This is a genomic window from Salinibacterium xinjiangense, from assembly GCF_014645015.1.
GTDB lineage: Bacteria > Actinomycetota > Actinomycetes > Actinomycetales > Microbacteriaceae > Rhodoglobus > Rhodoglobus xinjiangensis.
Map to the genome: position 1 here is coordinate 590,156 of NZ_BMLC01000002.1, position 25,495 is coordinate 615,650.

The 25,495-nt window shown below is 66.6% G+C and carries 25 protein-coding genes and 1 pseudogene; 8 read left to right on the forward strand and 18 right to left on the reverse strand.

Features of this window, described 5'->3' with window-relative positions; all coding sequences use genetic code 11:
• Window positions 1-84 precede the first annotated feature (84 nt).
• Window positions 85-783, reverse strand: coding sequence for a YoaK family protein (locus IEW81_RS09525; protein WP_229671333.1), 699 nt, complete (start codon window positions 781-783; stop codon window positions 85-87).
• Between the two features lie 92 nt (window positions 784-875).
• On the opposite strand from IEW81_RS09525, the gene IEW81_RS09530 reads away from it, so the two are divergent.
• Both IEW81_RS09530 and IEW81_RS09535 read left to right on the forward strand, forming a co-directional pair.
• Window positions 876-1,925 (forward strand): acetamidase/formamidase family protein, encoded by a 1,050-nt coding sequence (locus tag IEW81_RS09530; protein WP_229671334.1) that lies wholly within the window; start codon window positions 876-878, stop codon window positions 1,923-1,925.
• Window positions 1,918-3,492 carry an AtzH-like domain-containing protein gene (locus IEW81_RS09535; RefSeq protein WP_229671335.1) on the forward strand — a complete coding sequence of 525 codons (1,575 nt, stop codon included), beginning with the start codon at window positions 1,918-1,920 and terminating at the stop codon, window positions 3,490-3,492. The genes IEW81_RS09530 and IEW81_RS09535 overlap by 8 nt, the downstream gene beginning before the upstream one ends.
• 20 nt (window positions 3,493-3,512) lie before the next feature.
• Here IEW81_RS09535 and IEW81_RS09540 read toward each other — a convergent pair whose 3' ends face one another.
• Entirely contained in the window at window positions 3,513-4,202 is a 690-nt protein-coding gene (locus IEW81_RS09540; RefSeq protein WP_229671336.1) for a GNAT family N-acetyltransferase, read from the reverse strand.
• Between the two features lie 120 nt (window positions 4,203-4,322).
• Here IEW81_RS09540 and IEW81_RS09545 point away from each other — a divergent pair, with 120 nt between their 5' ends.
• Both IEW81_RS09545 and IEW81_RS09550 read left to right on the forward strand, forming a co-directional pair.
• Complete coding sequence (locus tag IEW81_RS09545; RefSeq protein ID WP_097059849.1) at window positions 4,323-5,540, forward strand: pyridoxal-phosphate-dependent aminotransferase family protein; 1,218 nt, start codon at window positions 4,323-4,325, stop codon at window positions 5,538-5,540.
• A 21-nt stretch (window positions 5,541-5,561) separates the two neighbouring features.
• Entirely contained in the window at window positions 5,562-6,788 is a 1,227-nt protein-coding gene (locus tag IEW81_RS09550) for an allantoate amidohydrolase (RefSeq protein WP_097059674.1), read from the forward strand.
• On the opposite strand, the gene IEW81_RS09555 is transcribed toward IEW81_RS09550, so the two are convergent.
• Entirely contained in the window at window positions 6,785-7,342 is a 558-nt protein-coding gene (locus tag IEW81_RS09555; RefSeq protein ID WP_097059675.1) for a nucleotidyltransferase family protein, read from the reverse strand. The genes IEW81_RS09550 and IEW81_RS09555 overlap by 4 nt on opposite strands.
• 19 nt (window positions 7,343-7,361) lie before the next feature.
• On the opposite strand from IEW81_RS09555, the gene IEW81_RS09560 reads away from it, so the two are divergent.
• Together IEW81_RS09560 and uraH are read left to right on the forward strand one after the other, a co-directional pair.
• Complete coding sequence (locus IEW81_RS09560) at window positions 7,362-7,844, forward strand: 2-oxo-4-hydroxy-4-carboxy-5-ureidoimidazoline decarboxylase (protein WP_179691756.1); 483 nt, start codon at window positions 7,362-7,364, stop codon at window positions 7,842-7,844.
• Window positions 7,841-8,164, forward strand: a complete 324-nt coding sequence (gene uraH / locus IEW81_RS09565; protein ID WP_097059677.1) for a hydroxyisourate hydrolase — start codon at window positions 7,841-7,843, stop codon at window positions 8,162-8,164. Before IEW81_RS09560 ends, uraH begins: the two co-directional genes overlap by 4 nt.
• 24 nt (window positions 8,165-8,188) lie before the next feature.
• Here uraH and IEW81_RS09570 read toward each other — a convergent pair whose 3' ends face one another.
• From IEW81_RS09570 to IEW81_RS09585, 4 genes are all read right to left on the reverse strand, one after another.
• The gene (locus IEW81_RS09570; RefSeq protein WP_097059678.1) at window positions 8,189-8,827 is read right to left on the reverse strand and encodes a DUF1294 domain-containing protein; all 639 of its coding nucleotides are present in this window, start codon (window positions 8,825-8,827) and stop codon (window positions 8,189-8,191) included.
• A 95-nt stretch (window positions 8,828-8,922) separates the two neighbouring features.
• Complete coding sequence (pucL, locus tag IEW81_RS09575; RefSeq protein WP_097059679.1) at window positions 8,923-9,816, reverse strand: factor-independent urate hydroxylase; 894 nt, start codon at window positions 9,814-9,816, stop codon at window positions 8,923-8,925.
• 40 nt (window positions 9,817-9,856) lie between these two features.
• The gene (gene allB, locus IEW81_RS09580; RefSeq protein WP_097059680.1) at window positions 9,857-11,173 is read right to left on the reverse strand and encodes an allantoinase AllB; all 1,317 of its coding nucleotides are present in this window, start codon (window positions 11,171-11,173) and stop codon (window positions 9,857-9,859) included.
• A 26-nt stretch (window positions 11,174-11,199) separates the two neighbouring features.
• Window positions 11,200-11,544: a hypothetical protein gene (locus IEW81_RS09585; RefSeq protein ID WP_143544616.1), complete on the reverse strand. Its 345-nt coding sequence runs from the start codon at window positions 11,542-11,544 to the stop codon at window positions 11,200-11,202.
• Between IEW81_RS09585 and IEW81_RS09590 the strand changes: the two are divergent.
• Window positions 11,525-12,141, forward strand: a pseudogene (locus IEW81_RS09590) (alpha/beta fold hydrolase); the annotation flags it as partial. The gene IEW81_RS09585 and the pseudogene IEW81_RS09590 sit on opposite strands and share 20 nt — an antisense overlap.
• A 144-nt stretch (window positions 12,142-12,285) precedes the next feature.
• Here the strand turns inward: IEW81_RS09590 and mmuM are convergent.
• From mmuM to IEW81_RS09640, 10 genes are all read right to left on the reverse strand, one after another.
• Window positions 12,286-13,191: a homocysteine S-methyltransferase gene (mmuM, locus tag IEW81_RS09595; protein WP_218839962.1), complete on the reverse strand. Its 906-nt coding sequence runs from the start codon at window positions 13,189-13,191 to the stop codon at window positions 12,286-12,288.
• A 17-nt stretch (window positions 13,192-13,208) separates the two neighbouring features.
• Window positions 13,209-14,840 (reverse strand): ABC-F family ATP-binding cassette domain-containing protein, encoded by a 1,632-nt coding sequence (locus tag IEW81_RS09600; RefSeq protein WP_097059681.1) that lies wholly within the window; start codon window positions 14,838-14,840, stop codon window positions 13,209-13,211.
• A 122-nt stretch (window positions 14,841-14,962) separates the two neighbouring features.
• On the reverse strand, window positions 14,963-15,508 hold the full coding sequence (locus IEW81_RS09605; RefSeq protein WP_097059682.1) for a pyridoxine/pyridoxamine 5'-phosphate oxidase: 546 nt from the start codon (window positions 15,506-15,508) through the stop codon (window positions 14,963-14,965).
• The gene (locus IEW81_RS09610; protein ID WP_097059683.1) at window positions 15,505-16,275 is read right to left on the reverse strand and encodes a creatininase family protein; all 771 of its coding nucleotides are present in this window, start codon (window positions 16,273-16,275) and stop codon (window positions 15,505-15,507) included. Before IEW81_RS09610 ends, IEW81_RS09605 begins: the two co-directional genes overlap by 4 nt.
• The gene (locus IEW81_RS09615) at window positions 16,272-17,588 is read right to left on the reverse strand and encodes an FAD-binding oxidoreductase (protein WP_097059684.1); all 1,317 of its coding nucleotides are present in this window, start codon (window positions 17,586-17,588) and stop codon (window positions 16,272-16,274) included. The genes IEW81_RS09610 and IEW81_RS09615 overlap by 4 nt, the downstream gene beginning before the upstream one ends.
• A gap of 42 nt (window positions 17,589-17,630) precedes the next feature.
• A complete protein-coding gene (locus IEW81_RS09620) occupies window positions 17,631-18,377 on the reverse strand; it encodes an SDR family NAD(P)-dependent oxidoreductase (RefSeq protein ID WP_097059685.1) in 747 nt (248 codons plus the stop codon).
• A gap of 59 nt (window positions 18,378-18,436) precedes the next feature.
• Complete coding sequence (locus IEW81_RS09625) at window positions 18,437-19,606, reverse strand: nitrate ABC transporter substrate-binding protein (RefSeq protein WP_097059686.1); 1,170 nt, start codon at window positions 19,604-19,606, stop codon at window positions 18,437-18,439.
• 99 nt (window positions 19,607-19,705) lie between these two features.
• Window positions 19,706-20,530 carry an ABC transporter permease gene (locus IEW81_RS09630; RefSeq protein ID WP_229671337.1) on the reverse strand — a complete coding sequence of 275 codons (825 nt, stop codon included), beginning with the start codon at window positions 20,528-20,530 and terminating at the stop codon, window positions 19,706-19,708.
• Window positions 20,527-21,309: an ABC transporter ATP-binding protein gene (locus IEW81_RS09635; protein ID WP_097059851.1), complete on the reverse strand. Its 783-nt coding sequence runs from the start codon at window positions 21,307-21,309 to the stop codon at window positions 20,527-20,529. The genes IEW81_RS09630 and IEW81_RS09635 overlap by 4 nt, the downstream gene beginning before the upstream one ends.
• 13 nt (window positions 21,310-21,322) lie before the next feature.
• Entirely contained in the window at window positions 21,323-22,579 is a 1,257-nt protein-coding gene (locus IEW81_RS09640; RefSeq protein ID WP_229671338.1) for an amidohydrolase family protein, read from the reverse strand.
• 630 nt (window positions 22,580-23,209) lie between these two features.
• On the opposite strand from IEW81_RS09640, the gene IEW81_RS09645 reads away from it, so the two are divergent.
• Entirely contained in the window at window positions 23,210-24,163 is a 954-nt protein-coding gene (locus IEW81_RS09645) for a PDR/VanB family oxidoreductase (protein ID WP_218839964.1), read from the forward strand.
• Here the strand turns inward: IEW81_RS09645 and IEW81_RS09650 are convergent.
• Window positions 24,160-25,458: an amidohydrolase family protein gene (locus tag IEW81_RS09650; RefSeq protein WP_097059688.1), complete on the reverse strand. Its 1,299-nt coding sequence runs from the start codon at window positions 25,456-25,458 to the stop codon at window positions 24,160-24,162. The genes IEW81_RS09645 and IEW81_RS09650 overlap by 4 nt on opposite strands.
• Between the last annotated feature and the right edge of the window lie 37 nt (window positions 25,459-25,495).

Genomic DNA, 25,495 nt, shown 5'->3' on the forward strand with positions numbered 1-25,495 from the left:
AACTCCGTCATTTCGGAAGCGGGCGGAAGGAGCGGCGGCAGCGGGGACCGGATGCCGCGGCGGGGGTGCTTCGCCCGGCAGCGGTTACTCGGCGGGGGTGCCGGTGGCGTGTGGTCGCCCGAGATGGCCGACGAGCGTGGTCAGCAGGGTGATGCCGGCGGCCACGAGGATTCCGGCAGGGAGGGAAATCTGCAACAGGAGCGCGCCGACCGCGGCTCCGGCGCCGATCAGGGCGATCGCGAGCACGCGGCGCGGCCACGGGTGACCCTTGCTCCTGGCGGCGAACACCGAGTCGTAGGCCAGCCCGACGATTGTCGAGGTGACGACGACGGTGGTGACATCCTTCACACCGATATGCCTGGCGGCACCGGCCTGCATCCCCATCGCGAGACCGAGGGCTCCGGTGACGGCGAGCTTGACGGGTTCGATCGGGTCGGCGATCACGAGCATGGGCACCGCGGCGGCGGCGAGCACGAGCCCGACGATCGCAAACAGCACGGTGGAGCGGCCCGACCAGCCGCCGGCGACAGGCCTGAGGGTCCTGCCCGAGACCGCAGCGCCGAGCATGAACAGCACGAGTGCGATGATCGGGCCGATGATCGGCAAACCGTCTGCTCCGGTCAGCGCCATCCCGAGAATCACGACGTTGCCGGTCATGTTGCCGGTGAAGACGCGGTCGAGGCCGAGGTACCCGACAGCGTCAATCACACCGGTCGAGAAGGTGAGCGCGAGCATGAGCGAGAGGTGCAGGCGGTCAGGATTGCGGCGCAGCGTGTCGATCACGGTTTCTCCCTGGGGTGTGCGCGACCCCCGGCCGCTGGCTTCAGTCGCTAGTGTTCTAGACACTAATGGAACCGATAAGGGACTTTGTCACCATGGATGCCCTGCAACCCGGCCTCGGCCCCATCCGGTCGGCGACCTACCTCCCCGTCGATCCCGCCACGGTGCTGTGGGGCCGGCTCCCGTGCGCCACGGATTCTGCGGTGCTCACGATCGACCCTGGCACCGAGGTCACGATCGACACGATCAGCCATGAGGGCGTTCTCGAAGACCAGGGCAGGGATCCCCGCGCCTTCTTCGGCGGCTTCGGAGTCGTCGAGGTGCTCGACGATGCGGTGGCGCTCGCCGCCTCCAATTACGACCGGGCGGATGGTGGCCCCCACGTGATCTCCGGCCCGATCCGTGTCACTGGCGCTCGCGTCGGCGACCTGCTCAGGATGACCGTGCTCGAGACCCTCCCGCGGGTGCCGTACGGCATCATCTCGAACCGCCATGGTCGCGGGGCGCTGCCCGGCGAATATCCGGAGCGCGGCGACATCGTGAGCGTGTTTGCCGGGGTCGACGGTGACCATGGGACGATGCCGCGGGTGCTCGGCGGTGTGCACGATGTGCGGTTTCCGCTGCATCCATTCCTCGGTGTCATGGGGGTCGCCGTCGCCGGAAACCAGCGCCCGCATTCGGTGCCGCCCGGCAGTCACGGCGGCAATATCGACGTGAACCTGCTGACCGTCGGCGCTTCGCTGTACCTCCCGGTGCAGGTCGACGGCGCCCTGGCTTACATCGGCGATCCGCACTTCGCGCAGGGTGACGGCGAGGTCGCGCTGACGGCGATGGAGGCGTCGCTGCGGGCGACCATCCGGTTCGAAGTGGTGGCACACGAGGTCGCGGTGACGGAGTTCGGCGAGTTGGTCGGGCCCCTGGCCGAGACGCACGAGTTTCTTGTTCCGACGGGAATGGATACCGACCTCGACGTCGCCATGCAGGACTGTGTGCGTGCGGCGATCGCCCTACTGAGGGCTCGCTACGGAATGGATGCCGCCCACGCGTACGCCTACCTCAGCGCCGCGACAGACTTCAACATCTCCCAGGTGGTCGACCTCGTCAAGGGTGTGCACGCCAGAATCAGGAAGGCCGACTTTGCCTGAGCGCGACGGGCAGCCTGAGCGCGACGGGCAGCCTGAGCGCGACCAGCAGCCCGGGGATGTGCAGCTTCTTGGCGCGTTCTGGCGCTACGAGAAGGCGTTGGCAACCAACGATCTCGACACCCTCGACCTGTTGTTCGCACCCGGAGCCGGCACGATTCGCGGCGATGCTGCGGGAATTCTGGTCGGGCACGACGCGATTTCTGGCTTTCGCAGGGGGCGCGGGGGAGTTGCGGCCCGCGACATCCTGCACGTGCAGGTCATCGATATTGCGGATGATGCGGCTCTCGTCATCGCGGTCACGGCGCCGCTCACGGGCGGTCGCGGCCAGCAGTCGCAGTTGTGGAGGCGCGAGGCCGGATCATGGGTGGTCGCCGCCGCGCACGTGTCGCTGCCCGCGCCCGCCGTGAACCCGTCGATCTGGCGCACGGTCGGCACCCCGCTCGTCGTCGGGGCGGCGACGGGGGCTCTCGCGGGTGAGACGGTCGCGGTGAAGGACCTGTACGACATAGAAGGGTTCGCGGTGGGTGCCGGAATCCCGGCATACCTCGCGGAATCTGCGCCAGCCTCGGGAACGTCCCCGGCCGTGGCGTCGCTGCTTGCGGCGGGCGCATCGATCACCGGGATAGCCCAGACTGACGAGTTCGCGTATTCGATCGCCGGACGGAACCCGCACTACGGCACGCCGCCGAATCCGGCGGTGCTGGGAGCGCTTCCCGGGGGTTCATCGAGCGGACCGGCGTCGGCGGTCGCCACCGGGCAGGCTTCGATAGGCCTCGGCACCGATACTGCGGGATCCATCCGTATTCCTGCCTCCTACCAAGGGCTGTGGGGTCTTCGGTCGACCCACGGCGCGATCAGCATGGATCGGCTCGTCGCGCTCGCTCCGACCTTCGACACTGTCGGGTGGATCACGCGGGACCCCGCAACCCTACGAGCGGCATCCCAATCGAGTCTCGACGCTGCCGTGCAACGCGCTGTGGAGCCGCGATTCGCGATCGCTCCGGCGCTTGCGGTCCACGTCGAGCCGGCGGTGGGCGACGCATTTACCGCTGCCGTCGATCGGCTGGATGCTTCCGAGGTCGACCTCGGAGACATTGACGAACTGTTCCTGATTTTCCGCACTGTTCAGGCCGCGGAGGCCTGGCGCACGCACGGAACCTGGATCCGCGCTCATCCTGGTGCGCTGGGCGCCGATGTTGCCGCGCGGTTCGCCTTCGCATCCACGATCACCGCGCAGCAGGAGTCCGCGGGGCGGCGTGCGCTTCAGGATGCGCGGGCCAGACTCGAGGCCGTGCTCGGCCACAGGGTGCTTCTGGTGCCATCAGCGTCATCCACTGCTCCATCGGTGGGGGCGGACGCAGAACTCATCGAGCGCACGAGGCAGGACACACTTCGATTGACCTGCATCGCGGGGCTGACAGGTCGCCCCGCGTTGAGCGTTCCGCTGTTGGGCGTGCCGCAGCCCGGGGCGCTTCTGCCGGCGCCCGCCGGTCTATGCCTGGTCGGGCCGCGATTCGGTGACCTCGCGCTGATCGGCCTCGCAGAAGACCTCACCACAGCCGGCTGACGGCCGCTGTGAGTCGTAGATCAGGCGCTGAGGCGCCGATCAACCCGGTGGGTGCAGGCGACGCTGGTGTCAGGTGTCACCATCATGGTGACCAGTGGGCCGTCGCGGTTGACGACGGTGAACCCGAGCCTTGTCGCCAGCGCCATCGATTTCGCGTTGCGCTCATCGACCACCGCGAACACCCACCGTGCATCGATGCGGTCGAACAGCATGTCGATAACGGCGCATACGGCCTCGGTGGCCAGTCCGGCTCCGCCATGGGCCGAACCAAGAATCCAGCCGATCTCGGCCGAACGGAAGTCGGGATGCACCGTCCGCAGGTGCACCGACAGGTCGCCAACAAGTGTGCCGTCGCGCTCGATCGCCAGGGCCAGAAGATCGTCAGCCTGAGCGAGCACGGTGTGCTGGGTGCGATCTTTGAGGTGTTGGAGTGATTCCGCGCGATTACGCAGGGGCCATGACAGGAAGCGGGTCACGCCCTCATCCGACTGCATCTGGTGCCACGCATCGGCGTCGGAGAGCCGGTGCGGACGAATCACGAGCCGCTCGGTGCGAACGATCGGCGAATCGAGCGGCTCGTCCAGGCGCGAGCCGCGAAGCAGACGGGGAGTGCTGAAACCGAGCGACGAAAGACGTCGACGAAGGCGGCGTGTCAGTGGGATGGAGCTTCTCCTGGAGTCAACAATGGGGTGTTTCGTGAGTGTGATCACATCTCCCATCGTAGATACGTAATCTATGAATTTCCCCGGAACAGGTGAACTCGGGAGGGGCTTGCGCAATTCGGTTCGATCTGAAAGATGCTGGAAGCACGAGATCCGTACCATGGACTCATGCCAATAGAGCCGATCAACCCGCCAGCACGACTGCTCATGGGCCCGGGCCCGATCAACGCTGATCCACGCGTACTCAGGGCGATGTCTGCCCAGCTCGTCGGCCAGTACGACCCGGCTATGACGGGCTATATGAACGAGACGATGGAGCTGTATCGCGGAGTCTTCGCGACCGCGAACGAGGCGACCCTCGTGGTGGATGGAACCTCGCGCGCTGGCATCGAGGCGGCCTTCGTCAGCCTGATCAGGCCCGGCGATGTCGTGCTGATCCCGATCTTCGGCCGGTTCGGCCATCTCCTGCGCGAAATCGCCGAGCGTTGCCAGGCCGACGTCCGCGTGATAGAACGGGAGTGGGGCACGGTCTTCACCACCGCCGAGATCGAGGCGGCGATCATCGAGCACAAGCCGGTGCTGCTCGGGGTCGTGCACGGTGACACCTCGACGACGCTCGCCCAGCCGCTCGACGAGATCGGGCTGATCTGCGAGAAGCATGGCGTGCTCTTCTACAGTGACGTCACCGCCTCGCTCGCTGGCAACACCTTCGAGACAGACGGCTGGGGGCTGGATGCCGTCACCTCCGGCCTGCAGAAGTGCCTGGCCGGCCCGTCGGGCAGTGCCCCCATCACGCTGTCGCCCCGCGCTGTCGAGGTCGTCAACAGCCGCAAGAGCATCGAGGCGGGAATCCGTTCTGTCGGGGACGCGGTCAGCGAGCACCCCATCCGGAGCAATTATTTCGACCTCAGCCAGATTCTCGACTACTGGGGCCCCAAGCGGCTCAACCATCACACCGAGGCCACGAGCATGCTGTACGGGGCGAGGGAGTGTGCGCGGATCCTCATCGAGGAGGGCATTCCGCAGTCTGTCGAGCGTCACCGGCTGCACGGCACGGCCATGGCGGCGGGCCTCTCCGGTCTCGGTCTCGAACTCTTCGGCGACCAGTCGGTGCGCATGAACAACGTCGTCGGGGTGTTCGTGCCGAGCGGCATCGATCCCGATGGAGGCCGCAGCACGATGCTCACCGATTACGGCATCGAGATCGGCACCTCGTTCGGCCCGCTCGCTGGCAAGGTCTGGCGCATCGGCACCATGGGCTACAACGCACGCCGCGACACGGTGCTCACGACCCTCGCCGCCCTTGAGCAGATGCTGCGCCGCGGCGGCATGACGATCACCGCGGGCAGCGGTGTCGGTGCAGCCCTCGATTCTTATGGGAACTGACGGCCATGAAGACTGACGGCTATGAAGACTGACGCTCTCGCCCGCGTGATCCTGGATCGCTGCGATGAACTCGCGGCGCTGTCGAGCGAGCCGGGATTCCTGAGGCGTGTGCACCTGAGCCCAGAACATGCCGCGGCCAACGAGCTCGTCGGTCGATGGATGACCGAGTCCGGGCTGTCGACGTGGCAGGATGCCGCGGGCAACCAGTGCGGTCGCATCGAGGGTCGCGAACCAGGACTGCCAGCGCTGCTGCTCGGGTCGCACATCGATACGGTGCCGAATGCCGGTCGATACGACGGGATGCTCGGGGTGCTGCTCGCAATCGCCGTCGCCGGTCGTATCGAGCCCGGCACGCTGCCGTTCGCCCTCGAGGTCGTCGCGTTCAGCGACGAGGAGGGCACGAGGTTCGGGACGGCGCTGCTGGGGAGTCGTGCGGTTGCCGGTAGCTGGGACGACGAGTGGTGGAACCTCATCGACGACGACGGCATCACGCTCTTCGAGGCCTTCCAGGACTTCGGGCTGGATCCGGCGAGACTCCCCGGCGCTGTTCGCCGCCCGGAGGAGCTCATCGGGTATCTCGAGGTGCACATAGAACAGGGGCCGGCGCTCGAGGATGCCGGTCGCGAGCTCGGCGTCGTGACATCCATCGCCGCCGCCAGGCGGTTCGAACTCAGCATGCTCGGGAAGGCGGGGCACGCCGGTGGCACACCGTTCGAGCGCAGGCAGGATGCGCTCGTGGGAGCCAGCGAGCTCATTGTCGAGATCGAGCGGCTGTCGCGCGCGCGCGGGGTCATCGGCACCGTCGGCAGGCTCGAGGTGTTCCCCGGCGGCGTGAACGTGATTCCGGGACGGGTCGATTTCAGCCTCGACCTGCGCGCAGAATTCGACGACGACCGTGACGAGGCGTTCAGGATCATCGCCGATGCCGGAAAGTCGATCGCCGAACGCCGAAGGCTCGACTTCCACTCCCGGGAGTTCTACCGTGCCGATGCCGTGGTCTGCGACCTCGACCTGCGCGCGGCGTTCGAGGCGGGAATCCGCGCGACCGGCGACGGCGAGCCGATGGCGTTGTGGAGCCGGGCCGGCCACGACGGTGTCGCGATCGTCGCGATCACGCCGATCGCCATGTTGTTCCTGCGCTGCAGGGGTGGCGTGAGCCATCATCCGGACGAGGCCGTGACGGTACACGATGTCGCGGCGGCACTCACCGCCTTCGAGGCGGCCGTACGGGCTCTCGCCGCGGCCTAACCTGGCCCGTCGACGTCCGCGCCGTTCCACAGGTCGCCGCACTCGATGTCGTGCACACCATGCGACGCCAGGTACCGGCGGGCTCCGGTGTCGCCGTCGAGGGAGTCGGCAGCGGGTATCCAGTGCGCAGCCGAGAGGTAGACGGGATGACCGGGTGTGCCGTCGAATACGGCCTGTCGTAGCTCGCCGCTGCCCTTCAGCACCCGACGCACGACGGATGCGGGAAGCGAGGGGAGGTCGACGAGGGTCACGAGTGCGGCATCGCCGCTGGCAGCCGCGAGCCCCACCCGCAGTGATTCAGACATGCCCCGCTCCCAGTTCGGAGCGACGACGATCTCGACGCCCTCCGGAACCAGTGGCCGGGCCATATGCTCCTGCGCGCCGAGCACCACCACTACCCGGGAGCAGCCACCGTCGAGCAGTGCGGTGCAGGCGACGCTGAGCCAGGATTCGCCGGACGCGAGCAATCGCAGAGCCTTCGGCCCGCCGGCGCGGGTGCCTGCACCCGCGGCGAGCACGATGCCCGTCACCTCGCTGTTCGTCTCGGTTGCCATCGCTACAGTTATACACACCATGATCGATGTGACAGATGCAGACCTGCGTGCCGCACTGGCGGCGAGCCTCGCCGTGCCCCGCTGGGTGGAGGATGTTGCCTCACGCGCGCCCTTCGATGACCTCAGCGAACTGTTGCTCGTCGCCTACGCCGAAGCGACCCCGCTCGCGGCGACCGAGATCGACGAGGCCATCAAGCATCACCCGCGCATTGGCGAGCAGCCTGTCGGCTCTGGCACTTCCCATAACTTCAGCCGGGCAGAGCAGGGTGACGCGACCGAGCTGGCCGAAGAACTCGCCGCGGGCAACGCGGGGTATGAGGAGAAGTTCGGCCGAGTGTTCATCATTCGGGCGGCCGGTCGCACGCGATCTGAGATCGTCGACGAACTGAACCGCCGCATGACCCTGGATGACGCGACCGAGCTGCAGGTCGTCGGCGAGCAGTTGCGCGACATCGCGTTGCTGCGCCTCGAGAAGCTGTTCGGCGGGGAGGCCACCGCATGAGTCACGTCACCACGCACATCCTGGATGCGGCGCTGGGCATGCCCGCCGCCGGAGTTTCGGTGGCGTTGAGCGGCCCGACGGGAGAGGTCATCGCGACGGGGATCACCGATACCGACGGTCGCATTCCCGAGCTCGGTGACGATCGGCTTGCGGCCGGTGACTACCGGCTCGAATTCGACACGAGAACATACTTCGCCCGCACCGGTCGTGAATCGTTCTACCCGAGGGTCACCGTGGACTTCGTGGTGAGCGATGCCGCGCACTACCACGTGCCGTTGCTGCTGAGCCCGTTCGCGTACTCCACCTACCGCGGCAGCTGACGCGGCCCGTGCGGTTGCGGTCTCCTACGTCGCGAGGTCAACGAGCGCCTCCACCAGGGGCGGCCAACCGAAAATCACCAGGACGATCAGATTGACGGCTGCCGTCACCCAGAAGATCGAGATGAAGGCGGGCTTGCGGGTCTTGTGCCTCAGCACCCGCTGGGCGATGACGCCTCCCGGCCAGCCGCCGATGAGCCCCAACGCCAGCAGCCGGGCTTCCGATACACGCCATCCACCCGTCACCGCGGCGAACTTGTCGACGGCGTAGGCCGTGAAGCAGCCGACGCTCAGCACGAAGTAGGCGACGCTGACCCAGATCGGCAGCGCGAAGAACACGGTGAGAGCCACGATGAGCAGGATGAACACGACGACCGCGATCCATCCCAGCAGTTCCGGGGCGCGCAGCCTCACGCGGGGGATGGGCGCGGTCAGGGCAGTCATGCCCGGTGGTGACACGCTCACGGCCCTCGGCTTGCCGTTGGGGTCGATGACGGTATTGAACCTCACGGGATCGCCCTCCACGGGGCGTGGAAGACCGGAGGCGAAGTCGTTGACGTTGACGAAGATCCTCGCCCCGCCTGCGGCCGGCTGGATGAAGCCGAACCCGCGGTCGTCTTTCCAGATCGTGATGACGCCGTCGCGGAACTGGGCATCGACGGTCATGGCTCGACCCTAGCTTTTATTTCCGGGGTCTGTGTTCAGCAGCCGGTATGGTGCGAATGGTCCAGCCAGGCGTCGGGCAGGCGCACCGTCACCCCTCACGCTAGTCCTGCCGATGCACGCCACGCGTCGTGCGCTGCAGGCGCGTCATCCCGGAGCACCTGCGCTTCGATGAGACCGTACGGGCGATCTGCCGCGATGAATACCTCCCCGTGATTTTCGAGGCCGAACGGCGCCAGGTCCACGACGAAGTGGTGCTTATTGGGCGCCGTCAGTCGAACCTCCACGATGGAGGGGATCTGTTCGATGACGGCCTTTCCCATGTGCCAGAGGGTCTGCTGGAGCGCGAGCGATTGCACGGTCGCGAATTCGCGGACCATGATCGCCTTCACTTCGGGGTAGACCGCATTCCAGTCGACGTCGCTTGAAGCGAAACGCCATTTCGCCACGAGGGACGTCGCCATCACCCGGTCTTTCGTCTCCTGAAGAGTCGTGTATTCGTCTTTCAGGAATCCGGCGAACTCGCTGCCCGTCGACTTCAGGATAACGAGGTCCTTGAAGCCGCCGATCACGTATTCTCCCGTGGCATCCACGGTGACGGCGGCGGTGCGGATCTCCCGTCCGGCACGCATCCAGGTGTGGTCGTGGGGCACCCCGTCAACGACAGCGCGTTCCCATGCGAACTCCTCGATCTCGATGCGGGCGCCGTCCACCGGCTCGATATCGCGCACGAAATGGCGGGCGAGCTCGAGACCGTAGTGCTCGATCGAGTCGATGCCGTGCGACTTAGCGAAGGCGAATGCCGTGTTCTTCTGGGTGTCGGTCGGCAGCACGTTGGACTGGTCGCCGATGAGGTGCGCGGGGTCGAAGGGACCACGCATCGCGGTCGACACGTTGAGGTCGCGGATCTCGTGACGCGGGCCATCGCGGTAGATCCGCACGACTCGAGACTCAGCTTTGCCGTACTGCTGTTCACCCAGGATGATTGCCATACGCGGATTCTCGCACTGTGGTGTTGCTGGTAGGTTTCGGTCAGCGCTCAAGCAGGTGACCCTGGGGTGCAACACCGACTCGTTTGCCGCGCAGCCATGTGCTTCGCACTATTCCGCGCAGCGTTCGACCGTCGTAGGCGCTTACCGGATTCCTGTGCAACAGCTGCCGAACGTCGACGGTGAAGGTGGCCTTCGGGGCGAAGACGACGAGGTCAGCCTGTGCCCCGACCTCGAGGCGGCCCTTGCGGCTGAGGCCGACGAAATCTGCCGGGCCTCGAGACATCCACCTCACGACCGTTTGGAGCGGGATGCCGCGGCGCGACGCCTCGGTCCAGACAACTGCGAGGCCGAGCTGCAACCCCGCGATACCGCCCCAGGCCTGGCCGAAGTCCCCGGCGCCCGCGAACTTCAGTTCTGCGGTGCTGGGAGAGTGGTCGGTGACCACGATGTCGATCTCGCCGTCGAGGAGCGCCTGCCAGAGCGCGTCACGGTTGGCCTCGTCGCGAATCGGAGGGCAGCATTTGAACTGGGTGGCGCCGTCGGGAATCGACTCTTCGGCGATGGTGAGGTAGTGCGGGCAGGTCTCGACGGTAATGGGCAGGCCTTCGGCGCGAGCGGCACGCAGGGCGGGAAGGGCGGCGGCCGAGGAGAGGTGCAGGATGTGCGCCCTCGCTCCCGAGCGGCGCACTCCGGCGATCACCCGCTCGATCGCGGTGATCTCTGCCTCGTCGGGGCGCGACTGCACGAAGGCGTGATAGTCCGTGCCACCGTGGTTCTCGTGGGCGTCGAGCACTCCAGGGTCTTCGGCGTGCACGATGAGCATGCTGCCGATCGCCGCGATCTCGTCGAGAGCGGTCGAGAGTTGCGCGTCGTCGAGATGGCCGAATTCATCGACTCCGGATGGGGCGAGGAACGCCTTGAATCCGAAAACCCCGGCATCGTGCAGGGGCCTAAGCGACCCGAGGTTCTCGGGCACGGCTCCGCCCCAGAATCCGGTGTCAACGCTGACCATGGCGACGGCGCGCTTCGCATCGAGGGCGGCGACCGTCGTGGTCGCAGGAATGCTGTTCAGCGGCATGTCGATGATGGTCGTCACCCCGCCCGCAGCGGCGGCGCGGGTGGCGCTCGCGAATCCTTCCCACTCGGTGCGGCCGGGCTCGTTGACGTGCACGTGCGTGTCGACGATGCCGGGGATCAGGACCTCGTCGTCGGCCAGGGTGAGTGTCTCTACTCCGTCGAGCGGCCCCTCGGAGATCGCGACGATGACGCCGGCGTCGATGCCCAGCTCGGCCGGGCGAAACGTCCCATCGATGAGAGCCGATTCTGCCCTGACCACCAAATCGTATGACTTCGCCATACGCCCATTATCCGGGCAGTGAATCCTCAGTCAGACGCGACCGCGAGGCTGGCGTCGATGAGAGTGGATGCCGCGGCGCGGGCCTGCGCTGCGACATCCGCCGTGCCGAGAATAGCCGCGGTGGTCTGCGCGCCCTCGGCCAGCAGCACGAGCTGTGGAGCGAGGTAGGGGGGCGCAGCCGCCTGCAGCGCCAGGTCGGCGACATAGGCCTGGAACGACGACTTGTGGTCGCGCGCTGCCGTGGCGACAGTGGGTGCCGTGGTGCCCAGCTCCCCGAAGGAGTTGATGAAGGCGCAGCCACGGAAGTCGTCCTGGGCGAACCAGTCGGCCAGGAAGTCGAAGATCGAGAGCAGCTTCGCCGATGACCTCAACGCCGTGCTGACCGAACTCGGCCTGCTGACGTCGTGCTCGTCGGCTTCTCGATGGGAACCGGCGAGCTCGCCCGCTACGTCTCGAAGTTCGGGGCGGATCGGGTAACGAAGCTCGCGTTCCTCGCCTCGCTCGAGCCCTTCCTGCTGCAGACCGACGCCAACCCCACAGGTGTGCCGCGTGAGGTCTTCGACGGAATCGTGGAGAACGCGAAAGCCGACCGCTACACGTAGTTCACGAACTTCTACCGGGACTTCTACAACCTCGACGAGAACCTCGGCAGCCGCATCAGCCAGGAGAACGTCACCAACAGCTGGAACATCGCCGCCTCGAGTGCAGCGATCGCCGCATACGCCGTCGTGCCGTCGCGGCTCGAAGACTTCCGCGGTGACGTGGCGAAGGTGCGCGAGTTCGGCATCCCGAGCCTCATCCTGCACGGCACGGCAGACAACATCCTGCCGATCGACTCGACCGGTCGTGAGTTCACGAAACAGTTTCCCGAGGCCGAGTACGTCGAGATCGACGGCGCCCCCCACGGGATGCTCGAAACCCACTACGCAGAGGTGAATGCTGCGCTGCTGGAGTTCCTCGCGAGGTAGCTCCACCCGTACGCGGCCGGGTCCCGACCGGGGCCGGCCGTTGGCGCAGGCCGGACGTCAGCCAGGGCTGCCACTGGCCGTTCGGCGTGGTTCGCGGAGGCGCTCGCGGATATCTCGCGGCAGCTGCACTGGTTCCGGGCGGGATCAGCCCTGCAGCGCAATAGCGTCACGTTGGGCGCGAAGGCTGGCGATCTGCGTCGGGCCCGCGCCGCAGCATCCGCCGATAAGCCTTGCACCAGCGTCGATCCACCGTGCCACGAGCGCAGGATCGTCGGCGGGGACCGGTTCGCCCTGCCAGTGCGCGCCTGCCGCATTCCATGACTGGCCGCTGTTGGCGTACGCAACCAGCGGCAGGTCGGTGACGGCCGCGGCGCGGTTGAGTAGTGGTCCGATCAGCCGCGGATCCGTGCAGTTGACGCCGACCGCGACGATACCCGGGATGCTCGCAGCGACCTCTATCGCGTCTTCGATGCGGTCGCCGCCGGCCGTGTGCTGGGCGTCGCGGCACACGAACGCGAACCAGGACGGGGTGGGCGCGATTGACAACATAGCGCCGGCGACGGCGCGTGCCTCAGCCACGCTCGGGATCGTCTCGATTGCGAGCAGGTCCGGGCCGGAGGCGACCAGCACCTCGAGACGTTGCCGGTGGAAGTCGAGCAACTCCGCTTCATCGATGCCGTAGTCGCCGTGATACTCGGAGCCGTCGGCTCGGGTCGCACCATATGGCCCCACCGACGCCGCGACGAGCGCGGCTGAGCCGTGCCGGAGCGCCGCTTCGCGGGCGAGAGCGGTGGTCGACGCCAGCGCGGCCTCCGCCGCCTGCCGACTGAGCCCCAGGTGTTCGAGACCGGCCACGCTCGCCTGGTAGCTCGCGGTGATGAGCACCTCTGCGCCGCAGCGCAGGTAGGCGAGATGCGCCTTGACCAGGGCCTCGGGCGATTCTGTGATCAGCCGGCCCGTCCAGAGTGGATGCCGCAGGTCGAAGCCATGCGCATCCAGCACCGTCGACAGCCCGCCGTCGACGACGGTGAAGGGAGAACCCGGGATCACTGCATCATTCTTCCGGGTTATCCGGGTGCGCGTACGTGCAGGACCGGCGCCGACCACCGGCGACGCAGCCAGCGGTCGTGGCTCGCGACCACCACGGCACCCGGGTAGGTTCCGAGCGCGTCCTCCAGCTCGGTGGCCAGGGTCAGCGAGAGGTGGTTGGTCGGCTCATCCAGCAGCAGCAGATGTGGCGGCCGCGCGATGATGAGAGCCAGCGCTGTGCGTCGCTGCTGGCCGATAGAGAGCACGCCGACCGGGCGGTCGAGTTCCCGTTCGCTCAGCAGGCCCAGCGCCGACAGTGGGGTGGATTCCGCCCGCTCGTCACCGAGGTACCGCGTGTACAGCGCCCGGGGAGTCACGCGAGGGTCACTCCAGCGCACATCCTGTTCGAGCAGCGCGAACCTCGTGCCCTCGCGACGGGAGAGCGACCCGGAGTCGGCCTTGATGCGACCGGCGAGCACGCCCAGCAGGGTCGATTTTCCTGCGCCGTTAGGCCCGAGCACGAGCAGTCGCTCCTGCGGGTGGATCGACAGCGAGTCGATCGCGAGCCGGGTGCCCACGCGGATGTCGTGGAGTTCTAGCAGGGGCTCTGTATCGTCGGGCGACAGCGAATCGACGGGGATGCCGGCGAACGTCAGCAGCTCAGGGGGCTGTTCTACACGCGATTCCTCCAGGTCATGGATGCGGCCGCGCGCGTCACGCACCCGGTGCGCGATCTGCTTCTCGACCTTGCCGCCCTTGAACTTGGAGATGAACTTGTCGTTGTCCCTCGCGCCACGATTATGCGAGACGGCCATACCGCTGACCGCGACGACCTCCTCGAGCGCCGTGAGCTCGGCTTCGTCTGAGGAGAACTGCGCCTCCCAGCGTCGCCGATCCGCCGCCTTCTGGGCCAGATATGCCGTGAACGTGCCTCCGCGGGAGTTGCCCCCGAACCGTGTGGCACCCTTGCTCGACGAATCGATGTCGATGAGGTCGGTGGCCACCTCGTCGAGGAACGCACGGTCGTGGCAGGCGAAGATGACGACACCCTTCCACTCGAGCAGGATCTGCTCCAGGAATGTGACGGAAGCATCGTCGAGGTGGTTCGTCGGTTCGTCGAGCAGCACGGCGGTCGGCTTGCCGAGCAGCAGGGCGGCGAGGGCGAACCGGGAGCGCTGCCCGCCGGAGACGTCGCCGATCGGGGTGTCGAGGGGGATGCCGGCGACCCCGAGACCGGTGAGCAACTCGTCGCGGCGCCTGTCGATGGCCCAGATATCCGCTGCGTCCGCGAGCTCGAGCGTCTCGGTGTAGCGCGCGCCTGCCGTGGGGTCCGTGGTCATGGCGGCCGCAGCATCCTGCAGCCTCGTCTCGATACCCCGGTAGTAGCTGATGCCGGCTTCGATGATGGCCGAGAGGGGTTTGGCCGGGTCGATCCGGACTTCCTGCTCGAGCAGGCCGGTGCGCCGGGGGCGCACGAGGCTGCCCCGATCCGCGCGCTCGACGCCGGCGAGGATGCGCAGCAGGGTGGACTTGCCTGCGCCATTCTCGCCGAGCAGGCCGATGCGCTGGCCGGCGCTCGCGGTCAGGCTGATGTCGGAGAGCACCGTATGGTCGCCGTAGGCGTGGGAGAGTTCACGGGCGCGCAGCGCGATGACAGTCTTAGATAGCACGGGAGTCCTGTTCGTGTGAACGAATCCCGCCGGGCACAGCCACGGACGCGGGAATGGCAGGGGTCAGTTCGTTCTCCCAGTTTACGCGGCTCTCCGCGGTCTGTCGACTCGGGCGGCCCGGGTCAGCCGGGGAGGTAGCTCGACACCCAGTCGCCGCCGTCGAGGTTGAACTCCTCGCGGCGGGATGCCGCATCCTGGTTGCTGCCCCAGAAGGTGAGGCGCGTGGGTCGCACGAGAAAGCCGGTCCACGTGCTCGGCGCCCCTGCCGGAGGCTGGAACGCTGCCCATTGTGACCGTCGCTCGTCGAGGTCGAGCTGCGCGAATTCACTCGAGTTCTGCCAGGCGAGCTGCTGGAGGTAGGGCGATCTCGTCTCGAAGGCGGCAGCGAGTTCGGGCACCGAAGCGACCTCGGCCCGCCCCTGCACGACGAGTTGGCGGGTGAATCCGGGCCAGAGGAACGTAAGCGCCACGGCAGGATTTCCCGTGATGTCAGCCACCTTCCGTGAGCGCGAATCGGTATGGAAGTAAAGCCCTTCGCTGTCGAACTCGGTCAGCAGCACGGTACGGGCATCGGGAACACCGTTGCCGGACACCGTGGAGAGGATCATCTGCGGCCGCTCCTGGTCGTGATTGGCGGGCAGCCACTCGTCGAGAAGCGGGAAGCTCATTTATTGAACCGCGCGATCTCGCCCAGCTCGGCAACACCTTTCGCGATCGATCGTTCGACCAACTCCGCCCCCCACTGCACCGTTGACGCCGTGGGGTCGCCGATCACGCCGGACGGCCCGAAGTCGTCCGAGGTCCAGCCGAACGCGACAGCACCACCGTTGAACTTGATGTGCTCGAAGTCTGCAATCTGGTCGGGCACCGAGCGTTCGGCCAGCGACAGGTCGACGAGCTCCGGCCTGAGCGCCATCACGATCGAGGTCTCGGCATGCCCACCGTGGATACCGAATCCGCGTTCATCGGGCCCGTCTGTGCCGTCGCCCGCAGGCACACCCGCGTTCATGAGAAACGTGCGCAGGCCGTACGCGATCCGCAGTTCCCTCAGCGCCACCATCAATAGCGCGGTGTTGCCTCCGTGCCCGTTGTAGAACACGAGGGTCTTCGCGGGCGTCGACGCGACCGACCGGCCGATGTCCATGAGCGTGCGCATCAGCGTGTCCCAGCCGATCCACATCGTGCCGACCGCCCAGTGGTGTTCGTTCGACTTCGTATACGCGAGGGGAGCGAGTCGCCAGATATCGAGACCGGTGGCGGCAGCGGCATCCACCACCTGTGACGACAGCAGGTCGGCGATGATCAGGTCGGTCGCGAGCGGCAGGTGAGGCCCGTGATGCTCGATGGCGCCGGTCGGCAGCACGATGATCGAGTCGGCGGTGAGGGCGGATGCCGCGGCCGGCCCCGAGAGTTCGGCGAGCTCGCGCGTGCTCACACCTGGCTCCCCGTCGCGACGGTGGGCCTGGCGAGCAGCTTGCCTGGGTTGAGGAGCTTGCGAGGGTCTGTGACGGCGGCGTGTGCGGCCGTACGCTCGGGTTCGAAGTCGACGTTCCACTGGTGAGGATTGTGATACCCGACACCGAGCGCGGTGAGCTTCTCGAATCCGGCAACGACCTGGTCTGCCGATTCGTAGACGCCAGCCAGCATGCCGATCGGGCGGCTTTTCTGGGCCTCGATGTGCAACATGCCCCCACGGTAGACCGCGTGCACCTCATCGATGCGGTCGATGAGCGCGTCGCCGGCGACCTCCACATGGAAATACGTGTTCGGGTAGGCCTTCTGCAGCCACTCGATGGGGTGGTTGTAGCTCATCATGCTGATCTTCATCGAAGTCTGTGCGCCCTCGCGGACGGCGTCCACGCGACCCCCGGCCGCCTCGACGAGGGCCTGTGCCGCATCGAGGGATGCGACATCCAGGATCGCCCGCAGCGACGCCCGGTCTGCAGGAATGCCCGGGTCGGCCGGCAGCGCATTCGCGAGGGTCGCAAGATCGGCCGAGACCAGGCGTGGGGTCGGTTCGAGGGCGGCGAACGGGCGGATCACCGAGAGGGCCTGTTCGAAGGTGTCGAAGCTCGCGAAGAATCCGTGCCACTCCTGCAGCGGCTCGAGCGCAACCGTCGCTCGCGCGATGATTCCGGCGGTGCCGTAGTTGTGGATGTACGGCTCAGCGGCCTCGCCGTCGACGTGCAGCAGCTCGGCATCCGGCATGGCGTGCACGACGTCGAGCGCCAGCACGAACCCCTGGTGGAGCATCCCGTGTTTGATCGACCCGGTGCCGCCAGAGCCGCCGGAGATGAAGCCGCCGAGAGAGGACTGCGCGGTAGACGGGTACATCAGGATCTGCTGCCCGGTCTTGTTCGCGGCGAGTTCGACCGACACCATGGTGGCGCCTGCCTCAGCCGTGATGAAGCCATCGCCGACCTCGGTGATGGCCCTGGCCCGGCTCATGTCGAGCACGAGCCCTCCCGACATCGGGATGGCCTGCCCGTAATTTCCGGTGCCCTTGCCGCGAGGGGTGACAGGCACGCCGTGGCGCACGGATGCGGCGATCGTCGCGGCGATCTCCTCGGCGTTCGTGGGATAGGCCACGAGGTCGGCGAGCCCGAGGGGAAGCAGTTCGCTGATCACCGGCGACATGCGAGAGCCGTCGACGGAGGCGCGCTCGCGGGCGGCGAGTTCGACGCTCACTCCCTTGGCTCCGAGCAGGTCGAGCAGTTCGGCGTGCAGCGCTTCAACGGGAGAAGTCATGGTGGGATCCTTCGGTGCCGGGTTGCGATTCAGTGCGGGTCGCTAGTGCATGAGCATCCCACCGGTGACGTTGACCGCCTGGCCGGTGAGATAGTCGGCGTCGGATGACGCGAGAAAGAGGGCGACGGCGGCGACGTCCTCGGTGGACCCGAGGCGGCCGAGCGGTGAAAGGGCCGACCAGGTGTCGATGTCAGCCTGTGTGCGCGTGGCCGCGCCCATCTCGGTGAGGATGTAGCCGGGGCACAGGCTGTTCACGGTGATGCCGTGGCATCCCCATTCCAGTGCCGCAACCCTGGTGAGGGCGACGACCGCGGCCTTCGACGGCGGATATGCTCCCTCGCCGGCGCCGCCCTTCTTGGCGGCCATGCTGGCGAGATTGACGATCTTTCCGCCGTGGCCAGCGGCGATCATCGAGCGAACACACACCTGCATGGTGGTGAGCATCGCCCTGGTGTTGATGGAAAAGGTCTCGTTCCAGTCCTGCACGGTGAGTTCGAGCAGCGGAGTGAACCGGAGGATGCCGGCGCTGTTGACGAGCACGTCGACTCCGCCCATCGCCTCCACCGCCGACTGCGTGACGGTCGCGGTTGCGACGGGATCGAGCAGGTCGACGGGGTGAAAGGTTCCGCCGATCGAGGAGGCTCGAGCCGTTCCCTCGTCGACGAGCAGGTCCAGGATGGCGACTGCCGCCCCTTCGCTCGCGAATCGGGAGGCAATTTCGCCGCCGATGCCGCGAGCCCCGCCCGTGACGATGACGCGTTTGCCGAGGAGGCGTTCGGTCTGTGTCACTGGCGGGGCTCCCTGCTGCTATTGCGTGATGCTGCTGAGTGCTGTGAAAGCTGGCAGCGTTACTTCAGGCCGAGGGACATGTCCACGAATTCATTCGTGTACAGGTCGGTCGGGGCGAGGCCGTCAGCGATCGTGATGTCCTGCTTGTTGAAGATGGGCGACACGATGTCGAACAGTTCGGCGACACGGGCGTCGTCGAAGTTGCCGAGCGTTGCGTCCGGGCCATTCGAGACGATCTCGTCTGCGAGCTGGGTCTTGACGGAGTAGTCGGCGACGCCCTGGCTGTAGACCCATCCGGTGTCGTACTGGTCGACAAGGTCGAGGATCAGTGCGTTAGTGGCGTCGAGCGTGGTGCCGTCGTAGTAGTCGATCTCAGCCTGCTGCATGACCGGCACGAGGGCGGTGAGGCAGTCGGCATACGCGGTGACATCGTCGGGACGTACCGAGACCATCGCCGCATACTTGGGGAAGCCCGCGTCGTTGACCAGCTGGTACTTGACGTCCTTGCCCCACTCCGCGACCTCGTTCTTGTAGATGTACGGCTCGGCGGAGGCGAAGCCCTGCTGCGCCGTCTTGCCGCCCTCGGACACGAACACGGCGGGTGAGCCGTCGTAGGTCGCGTCGATCTGGTCGGCCGAGAGGACGCCCGTACCGATGAAGTAGTCGATGTAGACACCACCAGGGAAGACGCGGATGGGCGCATCCGTCTTGCCGAGGTCGGCAATCGACTCCACGTCTGGGTAGGTCGCCGGGTCCCACATGATCATCTGCGGGTCTTTCTCGAGGGGCTGGAAGACACCCACGGTCGGCAGGTCGACCGAGTGCGCGATCGCTTCGTCGGTTCCGACGTATGCCATGAAGATCGAGTCGTCGCTGTAGAGCTGCGCGTTCGGCTGCGAGAAACCGACGGCGGGGCCACCCGCGAGAATGGTCACGTTGACGCCAGTGGGCTCGCCGCCGACCACGAGTGGGCCCGTGACGGTCTTGTTGGTGGTGTCCACGGTGTAGTCGGAGCCCAACAGGCCGTACAGATGACCGTGCTCGGCCTCGGGGTTCCAGTCCGTCTGGATCTTGATGTCGGCGGGGCAGCCCGCGGCGGCCAGGTCGATCGCCCCAGCGGCGGAGGGGCTGGCGGGTTCCTCGGCGGCGGGGGAACTGCAAGCGGTGAGCGCCAGCGAGCCGGCGACGAGGCCGGTCACGATGATCGCACGCGTACGGGTGATGCGCATGGAATATCCTTTTGTGGTTGTGATTGGTGCTGTGGATGTGATTGGTGGTGCAGGGATCCGACGCGTCGTTGGGTCAGGCTGTGTAGCCGATCGAGTCGATCAGCCGAAGTCGTACCATTTGCCGACGGCGCGTCGACCGAGCCATCCGAAGAAGAGAAAGATCACGACGCCGAAGAGTGCGGCGACGAGAACCGATGCGTATAGCTCGGCCGAGTTGAGGCGCGCGCTGTACTTGGCGATGAGGGCTCCGATGCCGGGCGTGCCACGCTGGAAGAAGAAGTCTCCGACGATCGCGCCGACGACACTGAGGCCCGCCGAAATGCGCAGTCCCGCAAAGATCGCCGGAGTGGCCGCGCGCAACTCAAGCTTGGTCAGGATGGTCCAGCGAGACGACCCCTGCAGCTTGAACAGTTCACGATGGGCTTGATCGACCCCCTGCAGGCCGAAGAGCGTGTTTCCCACCATCGGGAAAAGCGAGATCATCACGGCCACGACGACGCGCGACGGGAAGTCGTAGCCGAGGGAGAAACCGATCAGCGGCGTGATCGCGATGATCGGGATGGCCTGCAGCACGACCGCATAAGGGAAGAGCGTACGTTCCACCCAGCGCGCCTGACTCATCGCGATCGCCCACACGATGCCGATCACCGATGCGAGCGCAAGGCCCGTGAGAGCGACGAGCGCCGTGTTACCGAGCGCCTCGAAGATATCAGGCGCGGTCCTGGGCTCGATGAGCTTGCCGAGCACGACGTGCGGTTGCGGAAGCAGGAACGCGCGCTGGCCGAGCAGCGCGTTGCCCAGATAGGCCGCTCCGATGAGAGCGGCCAGCAGGGCGAGAGGTGGGGCCCAGAGTCGTACCTTCAGGGGGCCAAAGTTGCTGCCACGGCCGCGCAGTCGCGGGGTGGTCGCGGTGTCGGTGCTCACGAGTGCGCCTCCCTCAGTGCGTGCGAAACTTCGCCGACGAGCGCGGCGAATTCTGGAGTGAATCGAATCTCCGGATCCCGGGGCATATCGAACGGCACATCGAACGTGCCGACGATCTTGCCGGGGCGACCCGACATGACGATGACCTTCGTCGACAGGTACACCGCCTCCGAGACAGAGTGGGTGATGAACAGCCCAGCGAATTGCTTCTCGGAGAACAACCGAAGCAGCTCGTCGTTCAGTCGTTCGCGGGTGATCTCGTCGAGGGCACCGAACGGCTCGTCGAACAGGAAGATCTCGGGGTCGAGTGTCAACGAGCGAGCGAGCGAGGTGCGCATGCGCATCCCGCCGGAGAGTGCCCTGGGAAGGAACTTCTCGAAACCCGAGAGCCCCACGAGGTCGATGGCTTCTTTCGCCTTGGCTGCGCGAGCAGCCTTCGGGATGCCGTGCAGCTCCGCGAGGAGTTCGACGTTAGCCTGCACGGGTCGCCACGGCAGCAGCGTCGCATCCTGGAACACATAGCCGATGCGGTCGGTGTTGAGGTCGACCGAGCCGTGGGACGCCGTTTCGAGACCGGAGGCGATGCGCAGCAGCGTCGACTTTCCGCAGCCGGATGGCCCGACGACGGTCACGAACTCTCCCCGTTTGACGGTCAGGTCGACGCCCGAAAGCGCCACGGTGCCATCCGGGAAGGTCATGGCCACGTCACGGAAGTCGAGCAGTATCGCTGGATCTGTAGCCAGGGTCGTGTCACTGCCGGTGGTGGTTGTTGAAGACATGTGCGCTGTCACCTCAATTCGTTGTGCGGGATAGTTCGAGTTCGTGGGTGCCGATCAGCTGCGGGGCTGCGACGTCGTGCAGCACCCGCGATTGCGAGACGAGCCGGCCACCATGGATGACGAACCGGTCTGCGGATGCCGCGCCGATCACCTCGGACAGGCTCGACCCGCGCACCGCGAGTAGCTCCGCCCTGGCGCCGACCGCGACTCCAGCGACCGGTAGCGACATGACGGATCGCGCTCCCGTCGACACCGCGTCATACGCCTCGTCGAGCGAGAGATGCGCGGCGGTGACCAGCAGTGATGCCGTCTCCAGCGCGTCGCTGCGGCCGACCGGATTGAAGGGATCGCGAACGTTGTCCGCGCCGGCGCCCACGCGCACGCCGGCGTCGATGAGGCTGCGCATCGCGGTGATCCCGCGCGGTGTCGAGACCGGATGGTCCCAACCCTGCAGGTAAAGATTGGTGATCGGCAGGCTGATGATCCCGATGTCGCTCGCCAGGATCTCGACGATCACCTCGGCGAGTTGTTCGGGTTCGAGGGTGCCGAGGCGCACGCAGTGCCCCGCGCTCACCGGGACCGTCCATTCCCGCACGATCCGCGCGAGCTCCACTATGGTCGGCGTTCCGCCGAGGCCTTCGTCGGTGTGCAGGTCTACGCCGACACCGCGCCGCTTCGCGATGGCCAGCAGGCGCCGGAGGTCATCACCCGGCGATGGTGCGAGGTGCGGTGCCCCGCCCACGAGGTCGACCCCGAGGTCGAGTGCGGCTTCGACCGTGGCATCCGGGATATCGGATCCGGCGAGCGCGACGAGCTCGATATCCATCAGTTCGGCAAGCTCCCGTCGCACCTGCACCAGTGCCTGCACGCCTCGCAGGGGCTCTGGGCCGATGAGGGTGTCGACGTGGCAACGGATGGCGGTCGTCCCGTTGCGAAGCATCGCCATGGCCTGCTCGCGTGCCCGGTCGGCGATGTTTCCGACCGTCATCACGCTCGAGTACGCCCGCCACGATTCGATGGCCAGCCCCAGGTCACCGGCCGGTGGGTTGATCAGGTCCCACGAGAGGGCTTTGTCGAGGTGGGCGTGCGGCTCTGCCGGCGCGGTGAGGAGCATGAAGCCGGCCAGGTCAAGCTCCCTGCCGGGGACCGGGAGGCCCGAAGCCGGTCGTACTGCCGTGACGATCTCGCCGTTCAGCTCGACGTCGACGAGCGAGCCATCGGGGAGCGTGGCATTCCTCAGCAGGGATAGCTGGCGAGGAAGTGAGGTCACGATACATCGTCTCTGGAGGAGCGGGTGGAAGCGCAGCCCCCTCACCATAAGGTTGACTGCGCAGAAATGGTTGATGTGTTCAGCAGGAGCGAATCTACGGACGCGACGTTTCTAGCGTGTGACATGGTGATTTCCACGTATTAAATTCCGGCTATCGCCACCCTGCGCCGTGGTACAAAATTACCGGGCCAGGGAGAAAGCCGCCCACCCCAACGATACGCTGTCGACCGGCAGGCCGTGCCGCTCGGGGCGAGCATCCGCCGGCGACGCACTCGTCGGGGCTGACGATGTCACGCTCTGACAGTACGCGAACAGCCCGGCTCGCATATTCGTGCACTGGGATCGGCGCTTCCACCGCGGGGGGTTCACCAGAAACACCCTCGTGGGCGGCGACTTTTTCGTCAACGACGAAGACGAATTAATCACCGTGATTGACGGCGTTCCCGGATGGATCTCATCGCCGGCAGCTCGCCGTTTTGCGCGCGGGTGATGCGCTCTATTACGTTGGCGGCACACCATATCGATCACCTGCACTGGACTCCACCGGATAACGGCTGTTCGTCATACCGGCTGTTCGTTATCTGGCTGTCTGTCGTATCGGCTGTTCGTTACCAAGGAGAAACCCCAATTATGAACGCTCTCGACGATTCAGCATTCGGCATGGTCGTGACCGGCCGCACGAGGGGTGCGGCCGAGGTTGAATTCATCGACCTGCAACTCCCTCATGGCGGCCCGCTGCCACGTTGGCAACCCGGAGCGCATATTGATCTGCTGCTTCCGGATGGCGATTCACGCCAGTATTCCCTGTGCGGAATACCAGGGTCTGACACCTGGCGTATCGGCGTGCTCCGGGAGCCAGGCGGTCGGGGTGGTTCCCTCTGGGTGCACGATTCGTTGCAGATCGGAGCATCCATCCGCGTGTCGGGCCCGCGAAACCACTTCGAATTCATCCCAGAGCGCGGCACGAGATACCTGTTCATCGCCGGGGGCATCGGCATCACACCGATCTCGACGATGCTGGCATCCGCCGCAGCCGTCGGCGTCGACTTCAGGCTCGAATATGCCGGGCGCTCGCGCGAGACCATGGCCCTGGTCAGCGAGTTGCAGGATGCGTATCCCGGCCGGGTGACACTGTACGCAGGCGACGAGGGCCAGCGGATGGATCTCGCTGCCCTGTTCGCGGATCTGCCCCCGTTCACCACAACGTATTGCTGTGGTCCCGCTCGACTCATCGAAGCCGTCGAGGTCGCCGCGACCGGCAGGCAGCTCAAGGTGGAGCGTTTCGCGCCGAAGGAATTGGAGGCGCCGGTGCTGGCCGAGCCGTTCGAGGTGGAGCTCGCGTTCTCGGGCCTGGAATTGACGGTGCCACCCGGGCGCAGCATCCTCGAGGTCGTGGAGGAGGCTGGCGTGCTCGTGTTGTCGAGTTGTCGCGAGGGCACGTGCGGTACCTGTGAGGTGCGGGTGATGGATGGTGAGATCGACCACCGCGATTCGATCCTCACGTCAGACGAACAGGCGGCCAACGACGTGATGTACGTCTGCGTCTCCCGTTCGGCCGGACCGAAGCTGACGCTCGAACTTTAGGTTGTGCGGGCGAGGCGCCGGTTCAGGGCGTCAACCAGGTCACGTTCGTCTGCGGTGACCAGCCGGTAGTCGCGCACGACGACACGACCGGCGACCACGACATGCTTCGGGCGTCTCCCCGGGTTGGCCCAGAGCAGCCCGGCCACCGGGTCGGCGACTCCGGCATCGGCTACTCCCGATACGTCCCAGACGCACAGGTCGGCGGCCGAACCCTCGCGCAGGTGCCCGAGCTCTGCGCGGCCGAGTCCCGCAGCGGAACCGGCGGTCGCCATCCCGAGCACGGCGCGCGCCGGTATCGGCGGCCCCACGAGCGGAGCCACCTGCATGGCCAGCCTCGCGTCGGCGAGCAGCTGGCCCGCGTCGTTGCTGCCGCCGCCGCTCGTGCCGAGACCGACGACGACACCGGCGGCCTGGAGTGCGGCGACGGGTGCGATTCCCCATCCCATTGGCAGGTCGCAGCCTGGGGCGTGGGTTGCGGTGATTCCGGATGCCGCCAGCCGCCGGATCTCGTCGGTCGTCACGTCGCACAGGTGCGCGAGTGTGACATCGTCGGCCAGCCAGCCCCACTCCTCGAGAAGCTCGATCGGCCGCCTGCCGTACTTTTCCAGGGCGATGGCGACATCCACCTGCTCATTGGCCTGGGTGCGTCGGCGCAGCCCGTGCCTGAGCGCCACCTCGCCCAGCAGTTCGAAGGTCTCGCGAGGGTCGCTGTGCACGCCGGCCGGGCCGACCGCGAGCTGCAGCATCCCGTCGTCACTGACGCCGCCAGGACCGACACCACCACGACCGACGCCAGTGGGGCCGGGCAGCAGCGCCTGCACGATGGCTTCGACCGATGCCGCAGCCTCCTGGGGATCATCCCGAGCGGCGCCGCGCACGAACACGAGTCGACCGCCGAGCAGGCGCGCCGTTGCTGCGACCGCTGTCGCGATGGCCACAGAATCCGCACCACTCGGCCAGGTGAGGTGATGATCGGCGACCGTGGTCACGCCGCACAACAGCCCCTCCGCGATACCGACGGATGCGGCGGCGGCGGCCAGTTCCGCGTCCACTCCCGCCCGCGCATACGCGGCCGCCATCGTCGGCAACCAGTGCGACATGGCAACCCCGCGCGTACCGGGCATGGTACGGAATGCGCTCTGCATCAGGTGGTGGTGCGCGTTGACGAGGCCCGGGGTGATGACGCAGCCTGTCGCGTCGATGGCATCATCCGGAGCGTCGGCGAAGTGCAGGTCGCCGCTCGACTCCGTGGCGACGTCGATGACGATCGCTGTCGCGTTCGTGATGATCAGCATGGAATCGTTTGTAGCACCGTGATGTGTCCGGCGTATG